At 67.4% G+C, this 21,474-nt stretch carries 20 protein-coding genes and 1 pseudogene; 13 read left to right on the top strand and 8 right to left on the bottom strand.

The window, feature by feature from the left end:
- Nucleotides 1–2: 2 nt before the first annotated feature.
- The 5 genes from JOE57_RS06950 to JOE57_RS06970 form a co-directional block, all read right to left on the bottom strand.
- Nucleotides 3–2,042: a response regulator gene (locus JOE57_RS06950; protein ID WP_204917002.1), complete on the bottom strand. Its 2,040-nt coding sequence runs from the start codon at nucleotides 2,040–2,042 to the stop codon at nucleotides 3–5.
- Nucleotides 2,039–2,419 (bottom strand): response regulator, encoded by a 381-nt coding sequence (locus tag JOE57_RS06955; RefSeq protein ID WP_204917003.1) that lies wholly within the window; start codon nucleotides 2,417–2,419, stop codon nucleotides 2,039–2,041. The genes JOE57_RS06950 and JOE57_RS06955 overlap by 4 nt, the downstream gene beginning before the upstream one ends.
- A 223-nt stretch (nucleotides 2,420–2,642) precedes the next feature.
- On the bottom strand, nucleotides 2,643–3,236 hold the full coding sequence (locus tag JOE57_RS06960) for a hypothetical protein (protein ID WP_204917004.1): 594 nt from the start codon (nucleotides 3,234–3,236) through the stop codon (nucleotides 2,643–2,645).
- Nucleotides 3,223–3,777 (bottom strand): pyruvoyl-dependent arginine decarboxylase, encoded by a 555-nt coding sequence (locus tag JOE57_RS06965; RefSeq protein WP_204917005.1) that lies wholly within the window; start codon nucleotides 3,775–3,777, stop codon nucleotides 3,223–3,225. The genes JOE57_RS06960 and JOE57_RS06965 overlap by 14 nt, the downstream gene beginning before the upstream one ends.
- Before the next feature lie 59 nt (nucleotides 3,778–3,836).
- Nucleotides 3,837–6,740 (bottom strand): hybrid sensor histidine kinase/response regulator, encoded by a 2,904-nt coding sequence (locus JOE57_RS06970; RefSeq protein WP_204917006.1) that lies wholly within the window; start codon nucleotides 6,738–6,740, stop codon nucleotides 3,837–3,839.
- Between the two features lie 188 nt (nucleotides 6,741–6,928).
- On the opposite strand from JOE57_RS06970, the gene JOE57_RS06975 reads away from it, so the two are divergent.
- Entirely contained in the window at nucleotides 6,929–8,089 is a 1,161-nt protein-coding gene (locus JOE57_RS06975) for a DNA glycosylase AlkZ-like family protein (RefSeq protein ID WP_204917007.1), read from the top strand.
- 23 nt (nucleotides 8,090–8,112) lie between these two features.
- Here the strand turns inward: JOE57_RS06975 and JOE57_RS06980 are convergent, their stop codons facing one another.
- A complete protein-coding gene (locus JOE57_RS06980; RefSeq protein ID WP_204917008.1) occupies nucleotides 8,113–9,297 on the bottom strand; it encodes an MFS transporter in 1,185 nt (394 codons plus the stop codon).
- A gap of 179 nt (nucleotides 9,298–9,476) precedes the next feature.
- Here JOE57_RS06980 and JOE57_RS06985 point away from each other — a divergent pair, with 179 nt between their 5' ends.
- From JOE57_RS06985 to paaE, 6 genes are all read left to right on the top strand, one after another.
- Nucleotides 9,477–9,980 (top strand): SixA phosphatase family protein, encoded by a 504-nt coding sequence (locus JOE57_RS06985; protein ID WP_204917009.1) that lies wholly within the window; start codon nucleotides 9,477–9,479, stop codon nucleotides 9,978–9,980.
- 27 nt (nucleotides 9,981–10,007) lie between these two features.
- On the top strand, nucleotides 10,008–10,994 hold the full coding sequence (gene paaA / locus JOE57_RS06990; protein ID WP_204917010.1) for a 1,2-phenylacetyl-CoA epoxidase subunit PaaA: 987 nt from the start codon (nucleotides 10,008–10,010) through the stop codon (nucleotides 10,992–10,994).
- 185 nt (nucleotides 10,995–11,179) lie between these two features.
- Nucleotides 11,180–11,446, top strand: a complete 267-nt coding sequence (gene paaB, locus JOE57_RS06995; RefSeq protein WP_204920292.1) for a 1,2-phenylacetyl-CoA epoxidase subunit PaaB — start codon at nucleotides 11,180–11,182, stop codon at nucleotides 11,444–11,446.
- Complete coding sequence (paaC, locus tag JOE57_RS07000; RefSeq protein WP_338041205.1) at nucleotides 11,443–12,240, top strand: 1,2-phenylacetyl-CoA epoxidase subunit PaaC; 798 nt, start codon at nucleotides 11,443–11,445, stop codon at nucleotides 12,238–12,240. The genes paaB and paaC overlap by 4 nt, the downstream gene beginning before the upstream one ends.
- 5 nt (nucleotides 12,241–12,245) lie before the next feature.
- Nucleotides 12,246–12,758 (top strand): 1,2-phenylacetyl-CoA epoxidase subunit PaaD, encoded by a 513-nt coding sequence (gene paaD, locus JOE57_RS07005; RefSeq protein WP_204920294.1) that lies wholly within the window; start codon nucleotides 12,246–12,248, stop codon nucleotides 12,756–12,758.
- Nucleotides 12,759–13,814, top strand: coding sequence for a 1,2-phenylacetyl-CoA epoxidase subunit PaaE (gene paaE / locus JOE57_RS07010; RefSeq protein ID WP_204917011.1), 1,056 nt, complete (start codon nucleotides 12,759–12,761; stop codon nucleotides 13,812–13,814).
- On the opposite strand, the gene JOE57_RS07015 is transcribed toward paaE, so the two are convergent.
- A complete protein-coding gene (locus JOE57_RS07015; RefSeq protein ID WP_204917012.1) occupies nucleotides 13,811–14,452 on the bottom strand; it encodes a hypothetical protein in 642 nt (213 codons plus the stop codon). The genes paaE and JOE57_RS07015 overlap by 4 nt on opposite strands.
- A gap of 593 nt (nucleotides 14,453–15,045) precedes the next feature.
- Here JOE57_RS07015 and JOE57_RS07020 point away from each other — a divergent pair.
- The 6 genes and pseudogenes from JOE57_RS07020 to JOE57_RS19300 all read left to right on the top strand — a co-directional run.
- Nucleotides 15,046–16,404, top strand: a complete 1,359-nt coding sequence (locus JOE57_RS07020; RefSeq protein WP_204917013.1) for a sugar transferase — start codon at nucleotides 15,046–15,048, stop codon at nucleotides 16,402–16,404.
- A 1-nt stretch (nucleotide 16,405) separates the two neighbouring features.
- Complete coding sequence (locus JOE57_RS07025; protein WP_204917014.1) at nucleotides 16,406–17,467, top strand: Gfo/Idh/MocA family protein; 1,062 nt, start codon at nucleotides 16,406–16,408, stop codon at nucleotides 17,465–17,467.
- Between the two features lie 51 nt (nucleotides 17,468–17,518).
- Nucleotides 17,519–18,574, top strand: coding sequence for an NAD-dependent epimerase/dehydratase family protein (locus JOE57_RS07030; RefSeq protein WP_204917015.1), 1,056 nt, complete (start codon nucleotides 17,519–17,521; stop codon nucleotides 18,572–18,574).
- Complete coding sequence (locus tag JOE57_RS07035; protein ID WP_204917016.1) at nucleotides 18,571–19,707, top strand: DegT/DnrJ/EryC1/StrS family aminotransferase; 1,137 nt, start codon at nucleotides 18,571–18,573, stop codon at nucleotides 19,705–19,707. The genes JOE57_RS07030 and JOE57_RS07035 overlap by 4 nt, the downstream gene beginning before the upstream one ends.
- A gap of 2 nt (nucleotides 19,708–19,709) precedes the next feature.
- Nucleotides 19,710–20,393 (top strand): NeuD/PglB/VioB family sugar acetyltransferase, encoded by a 684-nt coding sequence (locus tag JOE57_RS07040; RefSeq protein ID WP_204917017.1) that lies wholly within the window; start codon nucleotides 19,710–19,712, stop codon nucleotides 20,391–20,393.
- A pseudogene (locus JOE57_RS19300) lies at nucleotides 20,387–20,935 on the top strand (glycosyltransferase family 2 protein); the annotation flags it as partial. The gene JOE57_RS07040 and the pseudogene JOE57_RS19300, both read left to right, overlap by 7 nt.
- A gap of 30 nt (nucleotides 20,936–20,965) precedes the next feature.
- Here the strand turns inward: JOE57_RS19300 and JOE57_RS18590 are convergent.
- The gene (locus JOE57_RS18590; protein WP_239578869.1) at nucleotides 20,966–21,403 is read right to left on the bottom strand and encodes a hypothetical protein; all 438 of its coding nucleotides are present in this window, start codon (nucleotides 21,401–21,403) and stop codon (nucleotides 20,966–20,968) included.
- Nucleotides 21,404–21,474 lie beyond the last annotated feature (71 nt).

Raw genomic sequence — 21,474 nt, forward strand, 5'->3', positions numbered from 1 at the left:
GATCAACCGTCCAGGGCTCGACGGATCCGTTGCATCAGTACCGGGACGCTGAACGGTTTGGCGACATGGTCGAAGGCACCCGACTGGAGGGCGGAGAGCACCTCCGCCTCACCGGCCCGTGCTGTCAGCATGATCACCCTGGTGTGAGCCAACACGGCCTTCTGGGACAGCAGACTGAGCAGGTCGAGCCCGTTGATGCCGGGCAGGTCGACGTCCAGCACGATCACCCGGGCTGACAGGCGGTCGGGCCCGGTCAGTCGGCGCAGTGCCTCCGCGCCGTCGCGCAGCTGCCGGCTGCTGAGTCCGCGGCTCTCGAGCGCGTGCTGCAGCAGCCCCGCCAGCGCGTCGTCGTCCTCGATGACCAGCACATCCGTGACCGTCTCGTCACCGCTTGGCCGCCATCCGGTGGCCACCACACGGTCGCCACCGGCCCGCTTGGCCACTGCGACAGTCCCGGTCGCGGCCCGGAACAGCTGGTGGAGGTCCTTGCCGTCAGGCCCGAGCTCGGCGACAGCTGCGCTGAAGGTGACGGAGACCTGCTGGCCGTTGAGCTCGAACCGCCGTCGCTGAAACTCGTTTCGGAGAGCCGCAACCCTGGCGACTCCGTCATCGCGGTGCATGCCGTACATCGCGACGACGAGCTCCTGGCCGGCCCAGCGACCGACTACGTCGTCACCGCTGAAGGCGTTCGCCAGCACGTCGGACAGGCTCTGCAGCACCGAGTCGCCGAAGGTGTGCCCATGCTCGCGGTTCAGCCGTTTCAGGCCGTCGACATCCAGCAACCCGATCGACAAGGGCTGCTGCTCGCCGGCCGCGAGCGCCTGCAGCCGGGCGAACTGCACCTCCAACCGGTGCCGGTTCACCAGGCCGGTCAGTTGGTCGTTCTCGGCCAGCCCACGCAGCAGCCGCACCCGTTCGAGCCTGTTGTTCACCCGGCTGACGAGCTCGGGGCCGACGAAGGGCTTGGCCACGTAGTCGTCCGCACCCGCCTCGAAGACCGATCGCACCTGGGTAGGCCCGATGCTGCCGGTGAGAATGAGCACCGGCAGTGCAGCCCAGGTGGGGTCTGCCCGCACCATCCGACAGAGCTCCAGGCCGGTGGCACCGGGCATGTCCACATCCAGCAGCAGCAGGTCCGGGTCCGTCTGCCTGAGGGCCTCCCACACCTGGAGGGGGTCGGTGACAGCCGTGATCTCGGTCAACGTCCCGGCGAACAGCTCCTGGATCGCCTCAAGCAGGAGCGGGTCGTCATCCACGGCGAGCACCCGGGCGGGCTGCGGCTGCCGCCGCGCCACGGTGTCCAATGCCGCTGTCAGCAGCCGATCGGGCGGCAGCGTGGCGGACAGAAAGCCGGTGACTCCGGCCCGGATAGCTGCGACCCGGTCGACGTCCTCGTCGGTGGTGAGGATGAAGGTGTCGGGACGCTCCCCCTCACCGGTCAAACCGGTGAGCAACTCCAGTCCCTCCCCGGGGGGCAGCTCGGGATCGAGCAGCACGATGTTCGGCCGGTGACGCTGCTGGAGGGTGATGGCCCGTTCAAGGTCGGGTGCCCAGTGGCCGACCAGACCGCGTGCCCGGGCAGCGTGGATCAGCTTCGGAGCCAGTTGACGGTCGGGATGTGCCAGCAGCAGATGACCCGCCACTTGCTGGTTCTCGGCGGTCGAGTCGTTCGCCGAGCGGCCGGTCGGGTCATCCGATGCTTCACGCGACGCCAGCGGTCTGGACAGGTCGACCTGCAGGGCCTCCAGCCAGCTCGTCGCGGCCAGCAGCTCGGCGGGGTCCACCAGCGCACCACGCTCGAAGAATCGTTCCAGCCGCTCCGACAGCTCCGAGGACCGGGGATAGCCGAACGTGCCCGCGGAACCGGCCAACTGGTGCGCCGCCCTCTTCGCGGACTGCCGCTGCTCGGCATCGAGCCGCCCCTCGAGCGTCGCCATGACGGCGTCCTCCAGCTCGGTCACTCTCGCCAGGTTGGTCTGCAGCGCACGTTCGGCAATGGCCTCCAGTGCGTTCTGCGCCCGGTCTGCCGCCTCCTGCGTCATCCCTGCCAGCCGAGCAGCTCGGCCACCTCGTTCGAGAGCGTCATCGGGTCGAACGGTTTGGCGATCACTCCTGCCAGCTCGAGGTCGGCGAACTCACGCCGATCCCCCGCCTGCACCTTCGCTGTGAGCAAGATCACCGGGATCTCACGAGTCTCGGGATCGTCCTGCATATGGCTGAAGGTGGTGGGGCCGTCCATTCCCGGCATCATCACGTCCATCAAGATCGCGTCCGGCTGGTGCTCGCGGGCCTTGGCCCATCCCTCGGCCCCACAGGCCGCAGTAGTGACCTGCCATCCGCCCACCAGCTCCAGCGCCATCTGCGCGACCTCACGGATCGAGTCGTCGTCATCGACGACCAGGACCCGTCGGCTGGTCATGATCGGCCGCCATGGGTGATCACAGGGGAACCGATCATGGCGAGCGGGGTCGAAGCGGAAGACCAGCGCGCGGCCAGCGACCACGCCGGGCAGGTTCGGTGGGGAATGGGATTCACGATCGGCCTCCAACAACGCCTAAAAGCTCTTCACCAGCCTCTAGCTGGTCATCCCCCAAGATGCTTGACCGTACCGCATCGGGGCCCGTTGAGCACCTTCCGCAGGGTCAACGGAACTCTGCGCGGTAGTACGTCTGAGCGTCGATCGTCTCGACGTCGACGTCCGCCAGCCGGTGCAGAGCCAGCTCGATGTTGCGACCGAACCGCATCGACTCGTTGTTGTAGGCACAGACGTCGTAGGCACACACGGCCCGGTCATCCACCAGTCGCCCGACGACCGCGTCGAGCATCTGGAAGAACAGCCGGCTCAGCCGCTGCCTCGGGTCGGCGAGGGTGAACCCGAGGTAGTAGATGGCGTCCCGGGCGGCGTGCTCGGGATACCGGCTGGTGAAGTACTCCGGGCTGATCCACGGCACGGTGGACAGGTCCTTCGTCAAGGTGGTCAGGCCGATCGGCTGGCCCGCGTCGTCCCAGGCGACGTACTTCCAGACCCGCGGGTCATGCATCTCCTCGAAGAACTCGTCGCGGTGCAGCACCTGCCGAGCCACCGCCCGGTGCCGCAGTGGCTCGAAGGCGACCAGATAGAGCTGGTAGAACATCTCGGCGTGCTCGACCGACACCTCGCTCTCGACGGTGATCTTGGTCAGCTCGCCGAACTTGCGGCGCGGCGCGGGCTCCGGCTGCGGACTAACGCTGCTCATGGGTGATCCATCCGCTCCTCTTGTAGGTCGCCACCACCACTGCACAGACGGGATGGTCATGGCATTCCACAGAGGCGATCACCGATCCGCCGTGATGGTAGCCACCGCCGCGGCCGACGGAGAGATCATCAAGGCTCGCCCGCAGATCATGCTCCAGCGACTTTCGAGAGGAGGCGTGGTGCTCGACAAAGAGCCCGGCACCGGACTGGTCGTCCCGGCTGGACCAGGCCACACCGGCCCAGGCCTGCTCGTTCGGAGTGGAGGCATAGGCGTCGGCGTAGACGCAGTACAGCATGTCACCGTAGCCACCGGCCAGCTGCTCGGACCCGTCGACCTCGAGAACGTCACTACCGGGGGGAATCACCGAGCTGAGCCTGATCAGGTTGAAGTTGGCGACACCGGCATCGCGCAGCGCGGCGTCGAACGCCGAAAGACGGGTGCGGCCGATACCGGTTCCACTGCTGACCCTGATGGTCAACCCCTGTTGCTGCACTTTGCCCGAGTGTTGCGCATGCTCGCTCGTTGTCAGCGCGAGGTTCATAAGGTCCTTCCTGCCGGAGCCGTTCCCCCAACCGCTGAGAGGATACTAGCGAACCCCACTCAGGATCTCCGCTCGGCGATGCTGGGCTGCAGGCGGCCGGTGGCCAGATCCAGCAGGTCCACCACCCTGTCCTCCAGTTCCTGCGGGGTCACCCGACCCTTGGTGAGGAAGATCGTGCGACCCAATCGGAGCCCGTCTCGGTCGCGGTCATCCACGTCCGCAGCGCTGTAGACGATCAGCGGGACATCCACCAGCTGACCGTTGCGGCGCAGGATCTCCACCACCTCGGTTCCTGAACCGTCCGGCAGCCGCAGGTCCAGGATCAGCACCTGCGGCTGGTTCTGCGCGCAGTAGTCCAGGGCAGCTTGGCGGGTGCGGGCATGGAACACGGTCAGCCCGCGACGCTGCAGCAGGGTGGAGATGACACTGGCGAGATCATCGTCGTCCTCCACCATCAGCACCGTGCCGCGGGTGTGATGCCCCGAGATGGCCGCAGCGACGGTCCTGGCCAGCCGCTCCTCATCGATCGGCTTGACCAGCCAGCCGTCCGTCTGCGCCGCGGTGTCCGGATCCAACGCCGGGGTCAGGCCGGAGATGACGACGATCGGGACGTCCTGCGTCTCGCGGCCACGTTTGAGCGCGCTTACGACATCCGCTCCAGTGGTGCCGGGCATGGCCAGGTCGAGGAGCAGCGCAGCCGGCAGCTCGGCCGAGACTAGGGCAACAGCCTGTTCTCCGTCGGTGACTCCCACCGTTCGGTAGCCGCGTTCGGTGAGCAGCTCGCAGAGCACCCGGACCACGTCCGGATCGTCGTCGCAGACCACCAGTCTCGGGCCTTCACCGGACGGCTCGACCGGAGGGTCCTCCACGATCCTGGGCATGGTGAAGATGAAGACCGCCCCGCCATCTGCGCGAGCCTCGGCCCAGATCCGGCCACCGAGGCGTTCCACGATGCTGCGGCTGATCGCCAGTCCAAGACCGGTGCCGCCCTTGTCCCGGGCATCGGAGGAGTCCACCTGCTCGAACCGCCCGAAGATCTGGTCGAGCTTGTCCTGAGGGATGCCCCGACCGTTGTCCATGACCCTGAACTCGACCATGGTGTCCTTGGGAACCGCATGCACCTCCACCGATGAGTCTTCGGGTGAGAACTTGATCGCGTTCCCGAGCAGGTTGATCAACGTCTGGACGACGCGGTCCGCGTCCGCGCGCACCCGCCCGTTGGAGTCCAGCACCTTGATCTTCACCTTGGCCTGGGCGGCGATCCCCTGCACCTGCTCGACTGCAGCGTCGATGAGATCGGCGGCAGTGTAGGTAGCCACCTCCATCGGCATAGTGCCGGACTCGATCCGCTCGATGTCCAGAATGTCGTTGATCAGCCGGGTCAGGCGCTCACTGCTGTCCAGGGCGATGCCCAGCATCCGCTGTGCCGAGGCAGGCAGCTCGCCCACGGCACCTCCCGCCAGCAGGCCGAGCGAGCCGCGGATGGAGGTCAACGGCGTGCGGAGCTCGTGGCTGACCACGGAGACAAACTCGTTCTTCAGCTTGTCGACCTCACGACGCTGGGTGACGTCGCGGAAGACCACCACCGCACCCTGGACCTGTCCGTCGTTGGTCAGCGGGCTCGCCGTCACCTCGACGGGGACCTGCTGACCGGTCTTGCGCAGGTAGAGGTCCTCCTCGGATGCTGTGCTGATGCCCTCCCGGATGGCTTCGGAGATGTAGCAGTTCTCCCAGGGGTAGGGCTGACCGTCCTCCTGGTCGGCGTGGAAGGCCGCATGCGCGTCCTGCCCGATCAGCTCCGTCTGGCTGTAGCCCAGCGCCCGCGCAGCGGCGGGGTTGACGAACGTGATGACCCCCTGGGTGTCGACGCCGTAGATGCCGTCCCCAACCGAGGCCAGCAACAGCTCGGCTCGCCTGGTCATGTCGCGCAGGGCGCTGGTCCGCTCGCTCACCATGCCTTCCAGGCCCTTGCGCAGGGTGTCGTTGTCGATGATCAGCAGGATCTGGCGTGCCGCGACGGCGAGCACCACGACCAGCCACAGTCCGATCAGACCGATCGTCAGCCCACCGGAGCGTGCCTGGATCAGTCCCGTGATCGAAGCCGTCACGAAGAGCGTGAAGGTGACCACCGTGCCCATCACGGGAGACGCCTCGGTCGGCTCCTCCACGTCCTGCTGCACGGCGAGTGCTGCCGGGTGCCGAGCCGCCAACGCGATCAAGGCGTAGCCGGCGATCCAGCCCAGGTCGAGGATCGTGCCGACACCGAACCCCTTGTGGGTGGCGCTCAGCACGGCGAACGTCAGGTCGGTGACGGCGTAGAAGGCGAAGCCCGCACTTACCAGCACCAGGGCGGGTCGGTCGTTGCGGCTGCTGCGGACGATCAGCAAACCCGCCAGGGTCGCCACTGCGACATCGAACAGCGGCAGCAGCAGGACGAAGAAGCGGCTGAGCGACATCTCCGAACCCGGCGGAACCAACTGCGGGAAGACGGTGCCGCTCACGATCCTCAGCACCGATCCGCCGATGACAATGCCGTCCAACACCAGTCTGGCCAGCTCCGTCCCTCGGCGTCGCACAGAGGGGAACGTGATCAAACCGGCCATGCTGAGCGGAAGACCGATGAAGAAGGCCACGTCACCGGCGATCGCGAGCGAGGGCGACAACCCGGCAACGGTCACGATCAGGATCCACAGGTTGCCGGCTGCGGCCAGTGCACCGGCTATGGCCAGGAACAACCAGGCCCGTCGGCGGCGCCCGATCGAGCGCAACGCCCGATCACCACAGCTGAGCGCGGAGGCGACACCACCCCCGATGAGGCCCACGTCACTGATCAGCAGCTTGGGTATCGCATCCAGGTGGCTCAGCAGGAGGGCCCCGAAAAGGCAGACGATCAGGGCAGTCACGAGGCAGAGCCGGAGGAAGCGTGCGTTCGGCTGTACGAGTGAGGCGGGGGAGGCCTTCATGGTAGGTGACCGTATCACTCGGAATCGGCGGCAAGATCACTCGACGAGTGCCGTCAGATGATCACCCTGTGGTCCTGTCGTCAATGTCACTCTCGACTGGTCCTGTGCGCGGTCTCCCCGTTGGCTCGTCCCTTTGTTGATCCAACAAGGGTGATCTTTAAGACAGTCCGGCCTCGTAGGCTGATCGCATGGCCGTACTCAAGGTCAGCCGGGCGGCGCTGCTCCGCTATCGGCTCCATGCCCAGCAGCTGGACCGCGCGCTCGACCCGGTGCGCGAGATCACCGATGCATCGGTGCTCGACCTGGGGGTGCAGTTCAGCGGGAACGAGTCGGCCAGCTGGTCGCTGGTCAGCCGGGGCGTCTCGGTCCCCACCCCCGCAGCCCTGAACTCCGCACCCGGCGTAGCCCTGGCCTGGACGCTCCGCGGGGCACCGCACTTCTACCGCCGGGCCGACCTTGCCGACGTGCAGGTGGCCACTTCGCCGTTCTCCGAAGCCGACGCCGGCAAGCGGATCTATGACGCCAACCGACCGCTGAAGGCCGCCGGGATCCCGGCGCTGGCGGCGTTGACTGCTGTGGCGGCCGAGATGCGCGCGCTGGTCCGGCAGCCGATGGGGAAGGGCGAACTCTCCAGTCGGTTGGCCGAGATCATGCCGGCCGAGTACCTCCGGTTCTGTCGACCCTGCAACGCCACCCACCTATATGAGATGCCGTTCCGGCTGGCTGCCCTGCATGCCGGTCTCGAGCTCGAGCCCGGCACCTCGCCACCCGTCCTGCGCCGGATCCCAGGCTGGCCCAAGCGGCAAGTCGGCCCGGCCACCGACCCGCTGGTCGCAGCCACCCACATCCAGCCGATCCGGGCCTACCTGCGCCTGTTCGGTCCAGCGACCCCCCAGCAGGTGGCCGCCTTCCTGGACGCCCCGGTCGCGGACATCAGGCGACACTGGCCCGCCGACACCGTCGACATCCTGCTCGACACCCGCTCTTCGACAAGCTCCGCACTGGTCGAGTCACTCCCTCTGCTGACCGCGCCGCCAGGCGACGACCAGGGGCAGGTTCGGCTGCTCAACGGCTATGACCTGTTCATGCAGTGCCGGGACCGCGAGCTGCTGGTCCCGGACCCGGCTCGGCACAAGGAGCTGTGGCCGGTGCTGGGCCGCCCAGGGGTAATGCTGCTCGGGGCCGAGGTGATCGGAAGTTGGCGGCCCAAGGCGTCCGGCAGCAGGTTCACCCTGCGCGTCACCCACTGGACCAGACCCACCAGGGAGGTGCTGGCCGCACTGGAGGGTCAGGCTGAGCTGCTCGCCCGGCACCGGGGCCAACGGTTCGACGGCCTGGTCGACGGGTAGCCCGGGCTCGGGTCTACCGGCCGTCAGCAGACGGAGACGGCCTCCACAGCCCGCTGGCGAGGCCGGAGCTCCCGCCGGGTCCAGACTCCGACCACCGCTGCCAGGACGGTGAGCAGCGCCACCATCGACAGTGCCGTCGGCAGCGACAGGTGGTCGGCCAGCAGACCGACCAGCGGCCGCTCGATCAGGATGCCGATGGTGGCCATCGGCGCGACGACACTGACCGCTCGAGGGCCTCCCAGTGCGCCTGCACGGGCGATGGCGATCGGGTAGAGGTTGGCGACACCGAGACCGACGGCGACGTAGGCGACGAACGCCAGCAGCAGGCCACCGGGCAGGGCGGCCGCCCAGGCAGAGACCAGGATCCCGGCGGTGGCCAGCAGCGATCCTCCGACGAGTACGCCGGCCTCGCCGACAATCTTGATCAGCTTCCCGCCGGTCAGCCGGGTGACTGCGATGGCGCATTCGTAGGCGGCGTAGCCATAGGCGGCCAGCGTCGGCGATGCGCCGAGATCGTCACCGAGATGCAGCACCGCCCAGTCGTTGTTGGAGTACTCCGCGAACGCCGTGCAGAAGGCAACGACGGCGAGCAATCTGACGACAGGACCCATCGACGCCAGCCCGGAACGCTTCGGCTGGGCCACCGTCCGGACGGCGGGCGGTTCGGCTCGGGCCAGCAGCAGTCGAGCGAAGGCGAGGGCGACGACCACGCCGAGAGCGGCGATGACGGCGAGATGGCTGAGTGCTGTCAGTCGCGCGGCCGCAAGACCGCCGACCAGGGCGCCGCCGAGAGCACCTGTCGAGTAGAGCCCATGCAGCCCCGACATCACTGGCCGCCCGGCGGCCTTCTCAACCTCGACCGCGGCACTGTTCAGGGCGATGTTGAAGAACCCGTACATCAGGCCGTACACCGCGAGGAACAGCCCCAGCACCGGCACACTCGGGGCCAGCGTCGGCAGCGGCAACGCCAGGAAGGTGCCGAGGCCGGCGACCACGACGATCGGCCGGGTGCCGTAGCGGACGCAGAGCCGACCGCCCTGCGACATGGCCACGAGCCCGCCCAGGGACATGCACAGCAGCACCAGCCCCAACTCGGTCGCGCTGGCGCCCACGTGCTCCTTCACCGCGGGTACGCGTACGGTCCAGTTGGCGGAGGCGAAACCGGCGAGGAAGAAGAAGATGTTCAGCGGATAGCGGCTGTGATGCACAGTTCACCAGGCTATCCATCGCACGACAGCAGCTCCACCTGGCCCGACCCGACCCAGGCAGCCCCCGGCCAGAGCAGGGACCGGCGGCCGCTGTTCGGGGGATCAGCGACCGTCGGCACACTCAGACTGACAGCCGAAAGCCCGTCTATGCAAGCAATCCAGGGGCTAACCTCAGTGCTATGAGCCACGCCAGGACGCTGTTGCTGCTCAGGCATGCCGAGGCCGAGGACACGAACGTGGGTCGGCGCGACCAGGAGCGACCACTGACCGTCCTCGGGCAGCGGCAGGCGTCCGCCGTGGGCGCGTATCTGCGTCAGCAGGAGATCAGCGTCGACCAGGCGCTGTGCTCCCCCGCAACTCGAGCCCGGCAGACGTGGGAAGGTCTGGGTCTCGCAGCCGAGGTCGACTACGACCCCCGGCTCTACAACGCTGGGTCGGACACCATCCTCGCCGTTCTGCAGGAGGTGCCGAGTGAGGTGCGGACTGCACTGGTGGTCGGGCACGCTCCGGGGGTCCCCGCCCTGGCCCATCAGTTGGCCGACCCGTTCGACTCCGACGCCGAGGCGTTCGCCGCCATCGAGCACCGATTCCCGACCGCGACACTGGTAATGATGGCCTTTCACGGGGACTGGGCCGAACTGCGGGTGGCCCGGCTCGAGCAGGCTCGGCTGCAGCCCTCCTGAGCAGATCAGGCCAGTAGGCTGGCTGGTATGTACGGCAACGACTTCGGTGAACCGGTCGACGACGTCTCGCAGCTGAGCGACGCCGAGCAGCAACGGCGCTTCGATGAGCTGATCGCCGCAGACGAGCGGATCGAACCCAGGGACTGGATGCCGGCCGGCTACCGGAAGACGTTGATCCGTCAGATCGCGCAGCATGCGCACTCGGAGATCATCGGCATGCAGCCGGAAGCGAACTGGATCACCCGGGCACCCAGCCTGAAGCGCAAGGCGATCCTGCTGGCCAAGGTCCAGGACGAGGCCGGTCACGGGCTCTACCTCTACGGAGCAGCGGAGACGTTGGGGGTTGAGCGCGCCGAGCTGATGGACCTACTGCACACGGGACGACAGAAGTACTCGTCGATCTTCAACTACCCGACACTGACCTGGGCAGACATGGGCGCCATCGGCTGGCTGGTCGACGGGGCCGCGATCGTCAACCAGGTCCCCCTCTGCCGCTGCTCGTACGGTCCGTACGCCCGGGCGATGGTCCGGATCTGCAAGGAGGAGTCGTTCCACCAGCGGCAGGGCTTCGAGATCCTCTACACGCTGTCCCGAGGCACCGAGGCACAAGGGGAGATGCTGCAGGACGCGGTCAACCGGTGGTGGTGGCCGAGCCTGATGATGTTCGGTCCGCCAGACGATGAGTCGCCCAACTCCGCCCAGTCGATGGCCTGGGGGATCAAGCGGCACAGCAATGACGACCTGCGGCAGCGGTTCGTGGACATGACGGTGCCGCAGGCGGAGGTGCTCGGCGTCACGCTGCCCGACCCGGAACTGAAATATGACGACGGCCACTGGCGGTACGGCCCGATCGACTGGGCCGAGTTCGCTGCCGTGCTCAAGGGTCGTGGCCCCTGCAACCGGCAGCGGATCGAGCATCGCCGCAAGGCCCACGAGGACGGCGCCTGGGTCCGTGAAGCGGCCACCGCCTACGCCGACAAGCAGACCGCCCGAAGCCAGCGGGGCGCAGCGTGAACCACCCCACTCCCCCTCCGCCCCCAGAGCCCTACCCTCCGCGCCCGGAGCCCTCCCCTCCGCGCCCTGAGCCTGTCGAAGGGCACCCCCACGCTCTTCGACAAGCTCAGAGCACGAACACCGGCACACCCCCTGAGCCCTCCCTTCCGCGCCCTGAGCCTGTCGAAGGGCGTCGCGGCTGGCCGCTGTGGGAGGTGTTCATCCGGCCCCGGCGGGGGCTGTCACACACGCATGCCGGTTCGCTGCACGCCGCCGACGCAGCAATGGCGCTGCGGAGTGCCCGCGACCTCTTCACCCGGCGCGGCGAGGGCGTCAGCATCTGGGTGGTTCCAGCGAGCCAGATCACCGCGTCCAGCCCGGACGAGAAGGACTCCTACTTCGACCCGGCCGCAGACAAGGTCTATCGGCACCCGACCTTCTATCACCTGCCGGAGGAGGTGCGGCACCTGTGACCAGCGGCGACGCCCCTTCTCCGCACGCGGTGGGAGCCACGACCAGAGCCGACCTGGCGCGCTATGTCACGTCGCTCGGCGACGACGCGCTGATCCATGCCCAGCGGCTGGCTGAGTGGATCGCCTCGGCGCCGGAACTCGAAGAGGATGTCGCGCTGGGCAACATCGCCCTGGATCAACTGGGCCAGGCCCGTCTCCTGCTGTCCTACGCCGGCGATGTCGAGGGCGCCGGGCGCAATGAAGATGATCTTGCCTTCTTCCGGGACGAGCGGAAGTTCCTCAATCTGCAGCTAGTGGAGCTGACAAACGGGGACTTCGCCGTGACGATTGCCAAGCTGCTGCTGGTCAGCAGCTACCAGCTCGAGCTCTACCGCCGGCTCTCCTCGAGCACGGACGAGATGCTGTCGGCGATCGCGGCCAAGGCGACCAAGGAGGTGGCCTACCATCGCGACCACGCCACCCAATGGACTCTTCGGCTGGGTGATGGCACCGAGTTTTCGCACCAACAGATGCAGACCGCGTTGGAACGCGTCTGGCCTTATCTGGAAGAGATGTTCGACGACTCCTGGATCCCGGCGACCCTGCTCGAGTCGGGAGTGGCGGTGCCCGTATCCGAACTCCGTCCTGCCTTCACACAGTATGTGACCACGGTGATCCGGCAGGCCACGCTGACGTCTCCGGAGGTCCCCTCGATACCCACCGGCGGACGACGAGGCATCCACACCGAGGCGATGGGCTTCCTGCTGGCTGAGATGCAGCACCTCGCTCGATCCCATCCCGGAGCCACCTGGTGACGACCATGGCCCATGATCATCAACAGACAGCGACCCGACGCGCCTGGCACGTTGCGGCTCAACTGGTCGACCCCGAGATCCCGGTGATCAGCATCGCGGACCTGGGCATCCTGCGCGACGTCCAGGTTGACGGCGAGCGAGTGACCGCGACGATCACGCCGACGTACTCCGGCTGCCCAGCCCTGGATGCGATCCGAGCTGATCTTGATCAGGCTCTCCGGGCAGCCGGCTTTACCGAGGTCGTGATCAAGACGGCCCTCTCGCCGGCCTGGACCACAGACTGGATCACCGCTGCCGGTAGGGAGGCGCTGGAAACGTTCGGCATCGCTCCACCAGCGGTTGCGACGCCGTCCGCGACCACGCGTTCCGGTCCAGTGACCGTGCAGCTCAGCGTCCACTGTCCGCAGTGCGGCTCGCTGAACACCGAAGAGACCTCGCACTTCGGATCCACCTCCTGCAAGGCCTTGTGGCGTTGTCGTGACTGCCATGAGCCCTTCGACTATTTCAAGGCTCTCTGAATGCCGACATTCCACGACCTCACGGTGGCCGAGCTCACCCAGATCACTGCGGATGCCATGACGATCACCCTGCAGGTGCCCGATGAGCTCGCCGACGAGTACGCCTTCAAGCCCGGCCAGCATCTGACCTTCCGCACCTTCTTCGGCGGCGTCGAGGAGCGCAGGTCCTACTCGATCTGCACGACTCCCGACAGCGGCGTCCTCAGGGTCGGGGTCAAGCTGCTGCCCGGCGGTGCGTTCTCCTCATTCGTCCATGATCGGCTCCGGCCGGGTGACCTGTTGTCCACCATGACCCCGGCAGGCAGGTTCGGCCAGCGCAAGACCGGCACCGATGGCGGCTGGTACGTCGCCGTGGTCGCCGGCAGTGGCATCACCCCACTGATGTCGATTATGCCAGCCACCTTGGCCGCCGAGCCGCACAGCCAGTTCTGCCTGGTCTACGGCAACAGGACCACGAGCTCGGTGATGTTCACCGAGGAGATCGCCGACCTCAAGGACCGCTACGCCAACCGATTCCAGGTGTTCCACGTCCTGTCTCAGGAGGAGCATGAGTCACCGCTGCTCTCCGGTCGGATTGACGAGGTCAAGCTCAAGATCCTGCTGGAGCTCAACCCGCCCGAACTGGTCGACGACTGGTTCCTGTGCGGCCCGTCAGGTCTGGTCGAACAGGTCCGCACGACCCTGGCAGACAACGGCGTGAGCAAGCGGCAGATCCACAGAGAGCTGTTTCACACCGGCAACGCGCCGCCGATGCAGCGGAACCCGGAGTCGGCATCGCTGACCAGCGAGGTCAGCGCCCGACTCGATGGCCGGACCACGACGTTTGCGATGCCAGCCAGCGGGTCCCTGCTGGACGCCGTGCTGGCACACCGACCGGACGCACCCTTCGCCTGCAAGGGCGGTGTCTGCGGCACCTGCCGAGTCAGGCTGGTCGAGGGAGAGGTGGAGATGGCACGCAACTTCGCCTTAGACCCGCAGGACCTTGAGGCGGGGTTCCGGCTTGCGTGCCAGTCCATCCCGGTCAGCCGCCGCGTCGTCGTCGACTTCGACAGCTAACGCTGGTCGAGGGCGATCACCAGGGTGTCAGTGGCCGTCTGCCGGGCGTAGTCGCGGACGTCCTTGCCCTTGACCGTCGTCGTGGTCTCAAGCAGCATCTCGTACCGCATCCGCAGCGTGACCCACACGGCGCCCTCGGTCAGCGGTGGCACGTAGAACTCCTGCAGGTAGGTCGCCGGCGCCCTGAACAGAAAACCGGGAGTCACGTCCGCGGTGTCCTGCAGAGGTTCGGGCCCATCCAGGTAGCCCAGATTGTCGCGCACGTCGATATATGCGGTGAATCGGGATAGATAGATCCTCTGGGTGCTGCCGTTGACCATCCGCGCCGAAGCCGAGACGTTCAACGGCTTGCTCCCGGCCGCCGTCCACTGAGAACTCGGCAGCTTGGTGGAGTATCTGACACTGACCTCGATATTCCCGGCACGGATAGTCCGACTCACTTCACCTGCGGCGAGATCGTTGCGTCGAGGCTTCGGCTTGGCCGAGCTCTCGCGTTGCGGAGCCTCACTGGACACGGTCGGCGTCCCCGGCGACGAGACGCTCGTGGCAGGCGGCTCGTTGGCCGTCGAGGAGCAGCCGGCCAGCAGCAGGGCCCCGGCCAGCGCCCCAGCGCAGACGTATCGCACCCTCGCTCGCATGGCACCTGACTCCTTCGCGGCCAGCCGCCTGCACGCTCCGAAGAGCGCGGCAGCTCCGCCCCCCTGACGGATTCCAGGCCACTGCTCCGCATCCTAGGCGCGGCCCGGTCTTTCGCGGGTCACAGTTGCGCATCTCCCTGGCGAGCGCCCGCGCTCCGAACAGGGGCGCCACCGGAAGATCACGATTCGGTCTCGCAACTCGGCGCGGAACGGCCAGACGCGCTACGCTGCTGGTGCTTGGTGAGGGCCGCGGCTGAGGCCTGGACTCATCGACGGGGGAAAGCAGTACCCGCCTCTGGCGGGAAATCGGGGGATTTCGGGGGAAATCGCACATGGCTCGTCCTTTGGGCGGCATTTCTGGTGCCGGCATTCAGCACGTCCAGCGGAGCGTGACAGCTCCGCCCTCGTTCGCGCCATCAGCGAACCGCACGAGCGCGCCGGCTTCGCCGGGTCAGAGCGCCCCGCCAGGATTCGCGACCCGTGCCCGTACCGGCGGCCCGGCAGCTCGCAGGCACGAGACCGATCGGACGCCACAGCCGCTGCAACGACGCTTTCCCGCTTGGAGCCGACGCTACGTGATGGCGGTGGCCGCGATGGATGCCCTCGTCGGGATGGTGGCAGTGGCTCTGGCTGCGGCCCGGCTCCCCGACCACTCGGTGCAGGCCAATGCTGTGGCGGTGCTGGTGCTCATCCTCGCCGGCACCCTCGTCTGGCCGCTGGTGGTCGCCTCCGCCCGAGGTTATGAACGCCGTCGTGTCGGGATCGGTGGCGACGAGATGCGGGCGGTCCTCCGGGCCGCGGTCAGCGTGGTCGTGCTCGGCGCCTTCCCGGCCGGCATCCTGGAGCGGACCGGACTTCTCACCCTGGTCGTGACGGCCGTGCCCATCGCCACCGTTGCCAGCATCGGCGTGCGTTACGTCTCCCGCCGTAGGCTGCACCGCCGGCAACGCGACGGGCGTGATGTCCGCAGTGTGGTTGTCGTCGGCAGCCCGTTCGCCGCCGCCAACCTGTGCGAGAGCCTGGCTTTGGAGTCCACCAGCGGGATGCGCGTCATCGGGGTCTGCGCCCCGGCCGCGGAGCTGGCCCGGGCCCGCGAACTCGGTCTCAACGTCATCGGCGACCTGGACCACGTGGCCGCGGTGGTGCGCGAATTCAACTGCGATGCCGTCGCGGTCACCAGCGGTGACGCGACCAGGCACAACTACCTGCGTCAGCTGGCCTGGTCGCTGGAGGGGGCCGGCGTCGAGCTGCTGGTCAGCCCCGGCCTGGTCGAGGTGGCCGGCCCGCGGATGCACATTCGCCCGTACGTCGGTCTGCCGCTGCTGCACATCGAGCAACCGCACTTCACCGGCTGGCGGCGCATCATCAAGCGCGCCGCCGACCTGGTCCTGACCGGGTTCGGGTTGCTCCTGATCGGCCCAGTCCTCGGCGCCATCGCGCTGGCGATCAAGCTGAACGACGGAGGTCCGGTGTTCTTCCGGCAGACCCGGGTCGGCCTCGGCGGCGAGGAGTTCAGCATGCTCAAGTTCCGCTCGATGGCTGTCGACGCCGAGCAGCGGCTGGCCGATCTGTTGGCGCAGAACGAGGGCGCCGGCCCGCTGTTCAAGATGAAGAACGACCCGCGGATCACCCGGGTCGGGCGCCTGCTCCGCCGGTACTCCCTGGACGAGCTGCCACAGCTCTTCAATGTGCTGTCCGGCTCGATGTCCCTGGTCGGCCCCAGGCCACCGCTGCAGTCCGAGGTGGCCGGCTATGCCAACGACGCCAAGCGCCGGCTGTTGGTGACTCCCGGAGTGACCGGGCTGTGGCAGGTCAGTGGTCGCTCCGAGCTCAGCTGGGAGGAGTCGGTCCGCCTCGACCTCCGCTATGTGGAGAACTGGTCGCTGACGTTCGACCTGTTGATCTTGTGGAAGACCGCTTTCGCGGTGGTCCGAGCCCAGGGAGCGTACTGAGATGACCAACCAGAGAAGGATCGCCGTCATCGGCGCCGGCTATTGGGGGCCCAACCTGGTCCGCAACTTCCGCGGCAGCGCGGACTGGGACCTGGTCGCCGTCTGCGACCTGGACGAGGCGCGGGCCCGCAAGGTGGTCGGGGCACGGTCCACCGTTGAGGTCGAGACCTCCGTCGAGCGACTGCTGGCTCGGTCCGATGTCGACGCGGTCGCGATCGCCACTCCGGCGCGGACACACGCACCGCTGGCACTGAAGGCGTTCGAGGCCGGCAAGCACGTGCTGGTCGAGAAGCCGTTGGCAGAGACGGCCGAGAATGCCGCCGCCATGGTGGCCGCAGCCCGCGCTGCTGGCCGGGTGCTGATGATTGACCACACCTACTGCTACACGCCGGCCGTGAGCTATATCCGCGAAGCCATCGCCAGCGGCGAGCTCGGCGACGTGCTCTACATCGACTCCAGCCGGATCAACCTCGGGTTGATCCAGCCCGACGTCGACGTCTTCTGGGACCTGGCGCCTCACGACCTGTCGATCCTCGACTTCGTTCTGCCCGGTGGGCTGCAGCCGGCCACGGTGTCGGCCAGCGGTGCCGACCCACTCGGGGCCGGCAAGGCATGCGTCGGGTATCTCACCATGCCGCTCCAGTCGGGCGGTATGGCCCACGTCAGCGTCAACTGGTTGTCGCCGACCAAGATCCGCCAGATGGTCGTCGGCGGTAGCCGCCGGACCCTCGTCTGGGACGATCTCAACCCGCAGCAGCGGATCTCCCTCTATGACCGTGGCGTCAACCTCGCGAGCCAGGCGGCCGACGCCCGGCAGCGTGAGGTCGCGACGGTCTCCTATCGGATGGGCGACATGATCGCGCCCGCACTCACCGAGAAGGAGGCACTGTCGTCCATGGCCGCCGAGTTCGCCGCCGCGATCAACGAGGATCGCGCACCGCGAACCGACGGTGACGCCGGCCTGAGAGTGCTCTCGGTGCTGGAGGCATGCACCACCAGCCTGGTCGCGCATGGGGCTCCGGTCGCCCCGCGGGTTCCGTCCGCCCAGCTGGTCGGCGCCTGAACCGTGCAACTGACAAACCCCATCCAACCGCATCTCGAGGAGCAGTCTTCAATGAGCGAGCTCGACGGAGCGACCGTTCTGGTCACCGGTGGCGCTGGCACGATCGGGTCCACGATCGTCGACCAGCTGCTGGGGGCCGGCGTGTCCGAGGTGCGGGTGCTGGACAACCTGGTGCGCGGCCGCCGGGCCAACCTCGCCGCATCAGAAGCGGACCCACGGCTGAGGCTGGTGGTCGGCGACATCCGTGATGTCGACCTGGTGCACGATCTGACGACCGGTGCCGATCTCGTCTTCCACGAGGCGGCGATCAGGATCACCCAATGCGCCGAGGAACCTCGGTTGGCGCTTGAGGTGCTGGTGGACGGGACCTTCAACGTCATCGAGGCGGCCGCGCAGCACAGCGTCGCCAAGATCATCGCCGCGTCCTCGGCCTCGGTCTACGGTCTGGCCGAGGAGTTCCCCACCACCGAACGGCAGCATCCGTACGACAACGACACCTTCTATGGTGCGGCCAAGACGTTCAACGAGGGCATGCTGCGCAGCTTTCGCGCCATGCACGGGTTGGACTATGTGGCGCTGCGGTACTTCAACGTCTACGGGCCGAGGATGGACATCCACGGTCTCTACACCGAGGTATTGATCCGATGGATGGAGCGGATCGATGCCGGTCAGCGACCGCTCATCTTCGGCGACGGGCTGCAGACGATGGACTTCGTGTTCACCACCGACATCGCCCGAGCCAACCTGCTGGCTGCGACCAGTGACGTGACCGAAGGCGTCTACAACGTGGCGTGCGGCGTCGAGACCTCGCTCAAGGGCCTGGCCGAGGCGTTGCTTGAGGTGATGGGGTCGGAGGTCGGCATCGAGTACGGTCCTCCGCGGCCGGTCAACGGGGTGACCCGTCGGCTGGCCAGCACCGCGGCCGCTCATCGCGACCTCGGCTTCACTGCCGAGGTCGGCCTCTCGGAGGGGCTGCGCAGGCTGGTCGACTGGTGGCGGGCCGAGAAAGCCGCCGGCACTGCGCCACAGACCACCGAAGCTCCACGGCCGCAGCTGGCCGACATCGCGCGACCCCGCGTCAGTCTGCACAGGGGGGCGAGCTCATGAGCCGCATCAACGTCATGCAGCCCTATCTCGGGATGGAGGAGATCGCGGCCGTAGCTGAGGTGATCAACTCCGGCTGGGTTGCGCAGGGTCCGAAGGTGGCCGCCTTCGAGGAGGCATTCGCCGCCGCCCAGCAGGCCAGCTGTGCCGTGGCCACGTCGTCCTGCACGACGGCCCTGCACCTCGCCATGATCGTCTCCGGCGTAGGGCCGGGTGACGAGGTGGTGGTGCCCTCCTTCTCCTTCATCGCCACCGCGAACGCGGTCGTCTATGTCGGGGCTCGTCCGGTCTTCGCCGATGTCGACATCACCACTGGCAACGTCACGGCGGCAACCATAGAAGAGGTTCTGACCGAGCGCACCCGCGCGGTGATCGTCGTCGACCAGGGTGGAGTCCCAGTCGACCTCGATCCGATCCGCACGCTGTGCGACCCACGAGGCATCACGGTCGTTGAAGATGCCGCCTGCGGTGCAGGTTCGACCTACCACAATCGTCCGGTCGGCTCAGGGGCCGAAATCTCGGCATGGTCTTTCCACCCCCGAAAGATCATTACCACCGGTGAGGGCGGGATGCTCACCACCTCCCGGCATAGCTGGGCCGACCGGGCTCGTCGTTTACGCGAGCATGCGATGAATGTCTCTGCAGCGGACCGGCACGGCAACGTGCTGGCCCCTGCGGAGTCCTATCTGGAGGTTGGCTACAACTTCCGGATGACCGACCTGCAGGCCGCGGTCGGGCTGGTCCAGCTCGGGCGGCTGGAAGAGGTCGTCCACCGGCGGCGTGAGCTCGCCGACACGTACGCCAAGTACCTGGGTGAGATCGACGGGCTCCGGCCGGTCGCCGATCCCGAGTGGGGCACCTGCAACTTCCAGTCCTTCTGGGTCGAGGTCGGCCCCGACTATCCCCTGACCCGAGATGAGCTGCTGGCACATCTGGCGTCGCAGGAGATCTCCGGGCGTCGCGGCATCATGGCGGCACATCGCCAGCCGCCCTACCTCGACCAGCCGAGGATCCCGCTGCCGGTGACTGAGCACCTGACCGACAACACACTGATCTTGCCGCTTTTCCACCAGCTCAGTGAGCCGGAACAGACGCGGGTCGTGGACGCCCTGGCCGAGCCGAGACCGAGGGGCTGATCATGAAGAGGGATCTCGTGCTGATCGCTGCCAGTGGGCTCGCCCGAGAGGTGATGTCTGTGGTGCGGGCGGCAGGGAGATACCACCTGCTGGGGATCCTCGACGATGCCACTCTGGCCGGTGTCTCGATCGAGGGCGTCCCGGTGCTCGGACCGGTCGCATCGGCGGCTGAGCTTGAGGCCCAGCTGCTGGTGTGCGTGGGACGCGGGCAGTCCAGACGCGCGATCGTCGAGCGGCTCGAGGAACTCGGCGTGACCGAGGACCGGTACGCCACCATCCTCGACCCGACGGTGCACCTGGCTGCCACCTGCATCGTCGGCGCCGGCTCCATTCTGCTGGCACACACAGCAGTCACGGCCGACGTCACCGTCGGCCGCCATGTCGTCGTGATGCCGAACTCGACCATCACCCATGACGACGCGATCGACGACTACGCCACCCTGTGCGCGGGCGTCAGCCTCGGTGGTGCGGTCTCCATCGGTTCTGCGGCCTACCTGGGGATGAACGCCTCGGTCCGCCAGAACCTGACGGTCGGCCCGGAGTCCGTCCTCGGCATGGGGGCTGCGCTGCTCAGCGACCTTCCGGCCGGCGAGACGTGGGTCGGCGTCCCGGCAGCGCCCCATGTCGCCACCTCCCCTAGCGCAGTTTCCGCGACCCGACTCTTGAGGGCGAACCCCGCATGGTGAGCTTCAAGAGACCCGTGGCACTGGCCACTCGTTCGCGTGTCAGCGTCGTGGTGCCCTGTTACAACTACGGGCACTACCTGCCGCAGCTGACCCAGTACCTGCTCGACCAACCAGGTGTCGACGTCGACATCCTCATCGTCGATGACGCTTCGCCCGATGGCAGCGCTGACGTGGCAACTCGACTCGCAGCGGGAGACAGCCGCATCTCGGTGCTCAAGCACGCGGTAAACCAGGGACACATTCAGACCTACAACGATGGGTTGTCCCGGGTCACGGGTGACTACATCGTGCTGTTGTCAGCGGACGACCTGCTACCGCGGGGCGCCCTGGCGAGGGCAGTCGCTCTGATGGAACGGCACCACTCAGTCGGATTCGTCTACGGGTATGCCCGCTCCTTCTCCGGCGAGCCGCCTGAGGTCGAGGCGCGAGTCAGGAACTGGACCGTCTGGCCAGGTCTTCAGTGGCTGCGGGCCTCCGCCCGGCAGGGTCGGTGCCTTATCTCCAGCCCCGAAGTTGTGATGCGCGCCGACGCACTGCATGACGTAGGTCTCTACGATCCTCGGCTCCCCCACTCAGGCGACTTCGATATGTGGTTGCGGACGGCCGCACGGTGGGACGTCGGGCGAGTCAACGGGCCGGTCCAGGCTCTCCGTAGAGTTCAGGAAGTCGACAGGCACTTGACGGCTCGCGCGGGCATGCTGGCCGATCTTGCTGAGCGTCGCAGGGCGTTCGAACTGCTGTTCACCGAACACGAACCCGACCGCCTCGAGATTGGCCGTTTGCGGACGCCAGCAAGGCGGGCACTTGCCCGTGAGTCGTTGCGACACGCGCTCAATGCCCACCGAGAGCAAGAGCCCCGAGACCTCGTCCTCGGACACATCGACTTCGCCCTCGAGACAGATCCTTCGGTCGAGTCCACCTTGCTCTTCCAGTGGTGCGAGATCGGCCCGTTGGCCGATCGACGACTTCCAGCGGCATCCGCCAGACGACTCGCCGCGCAGGCCAGGCACCACCTGCTCTGGCGCCGCGATCGCAGGTACGGAACGTAACTGCGGGCGGCAAGCGACCCAAGGCGACGCGC

The organism is Microlunatus panaciterrae, assembly GCF_016907535.1.
GTDB lineage: Bacteria > Actinomycetota > Actinomycetes > Propionibacteriales > Propionibacteriaceae > Microlunatus > Microlunatus panaciterrae.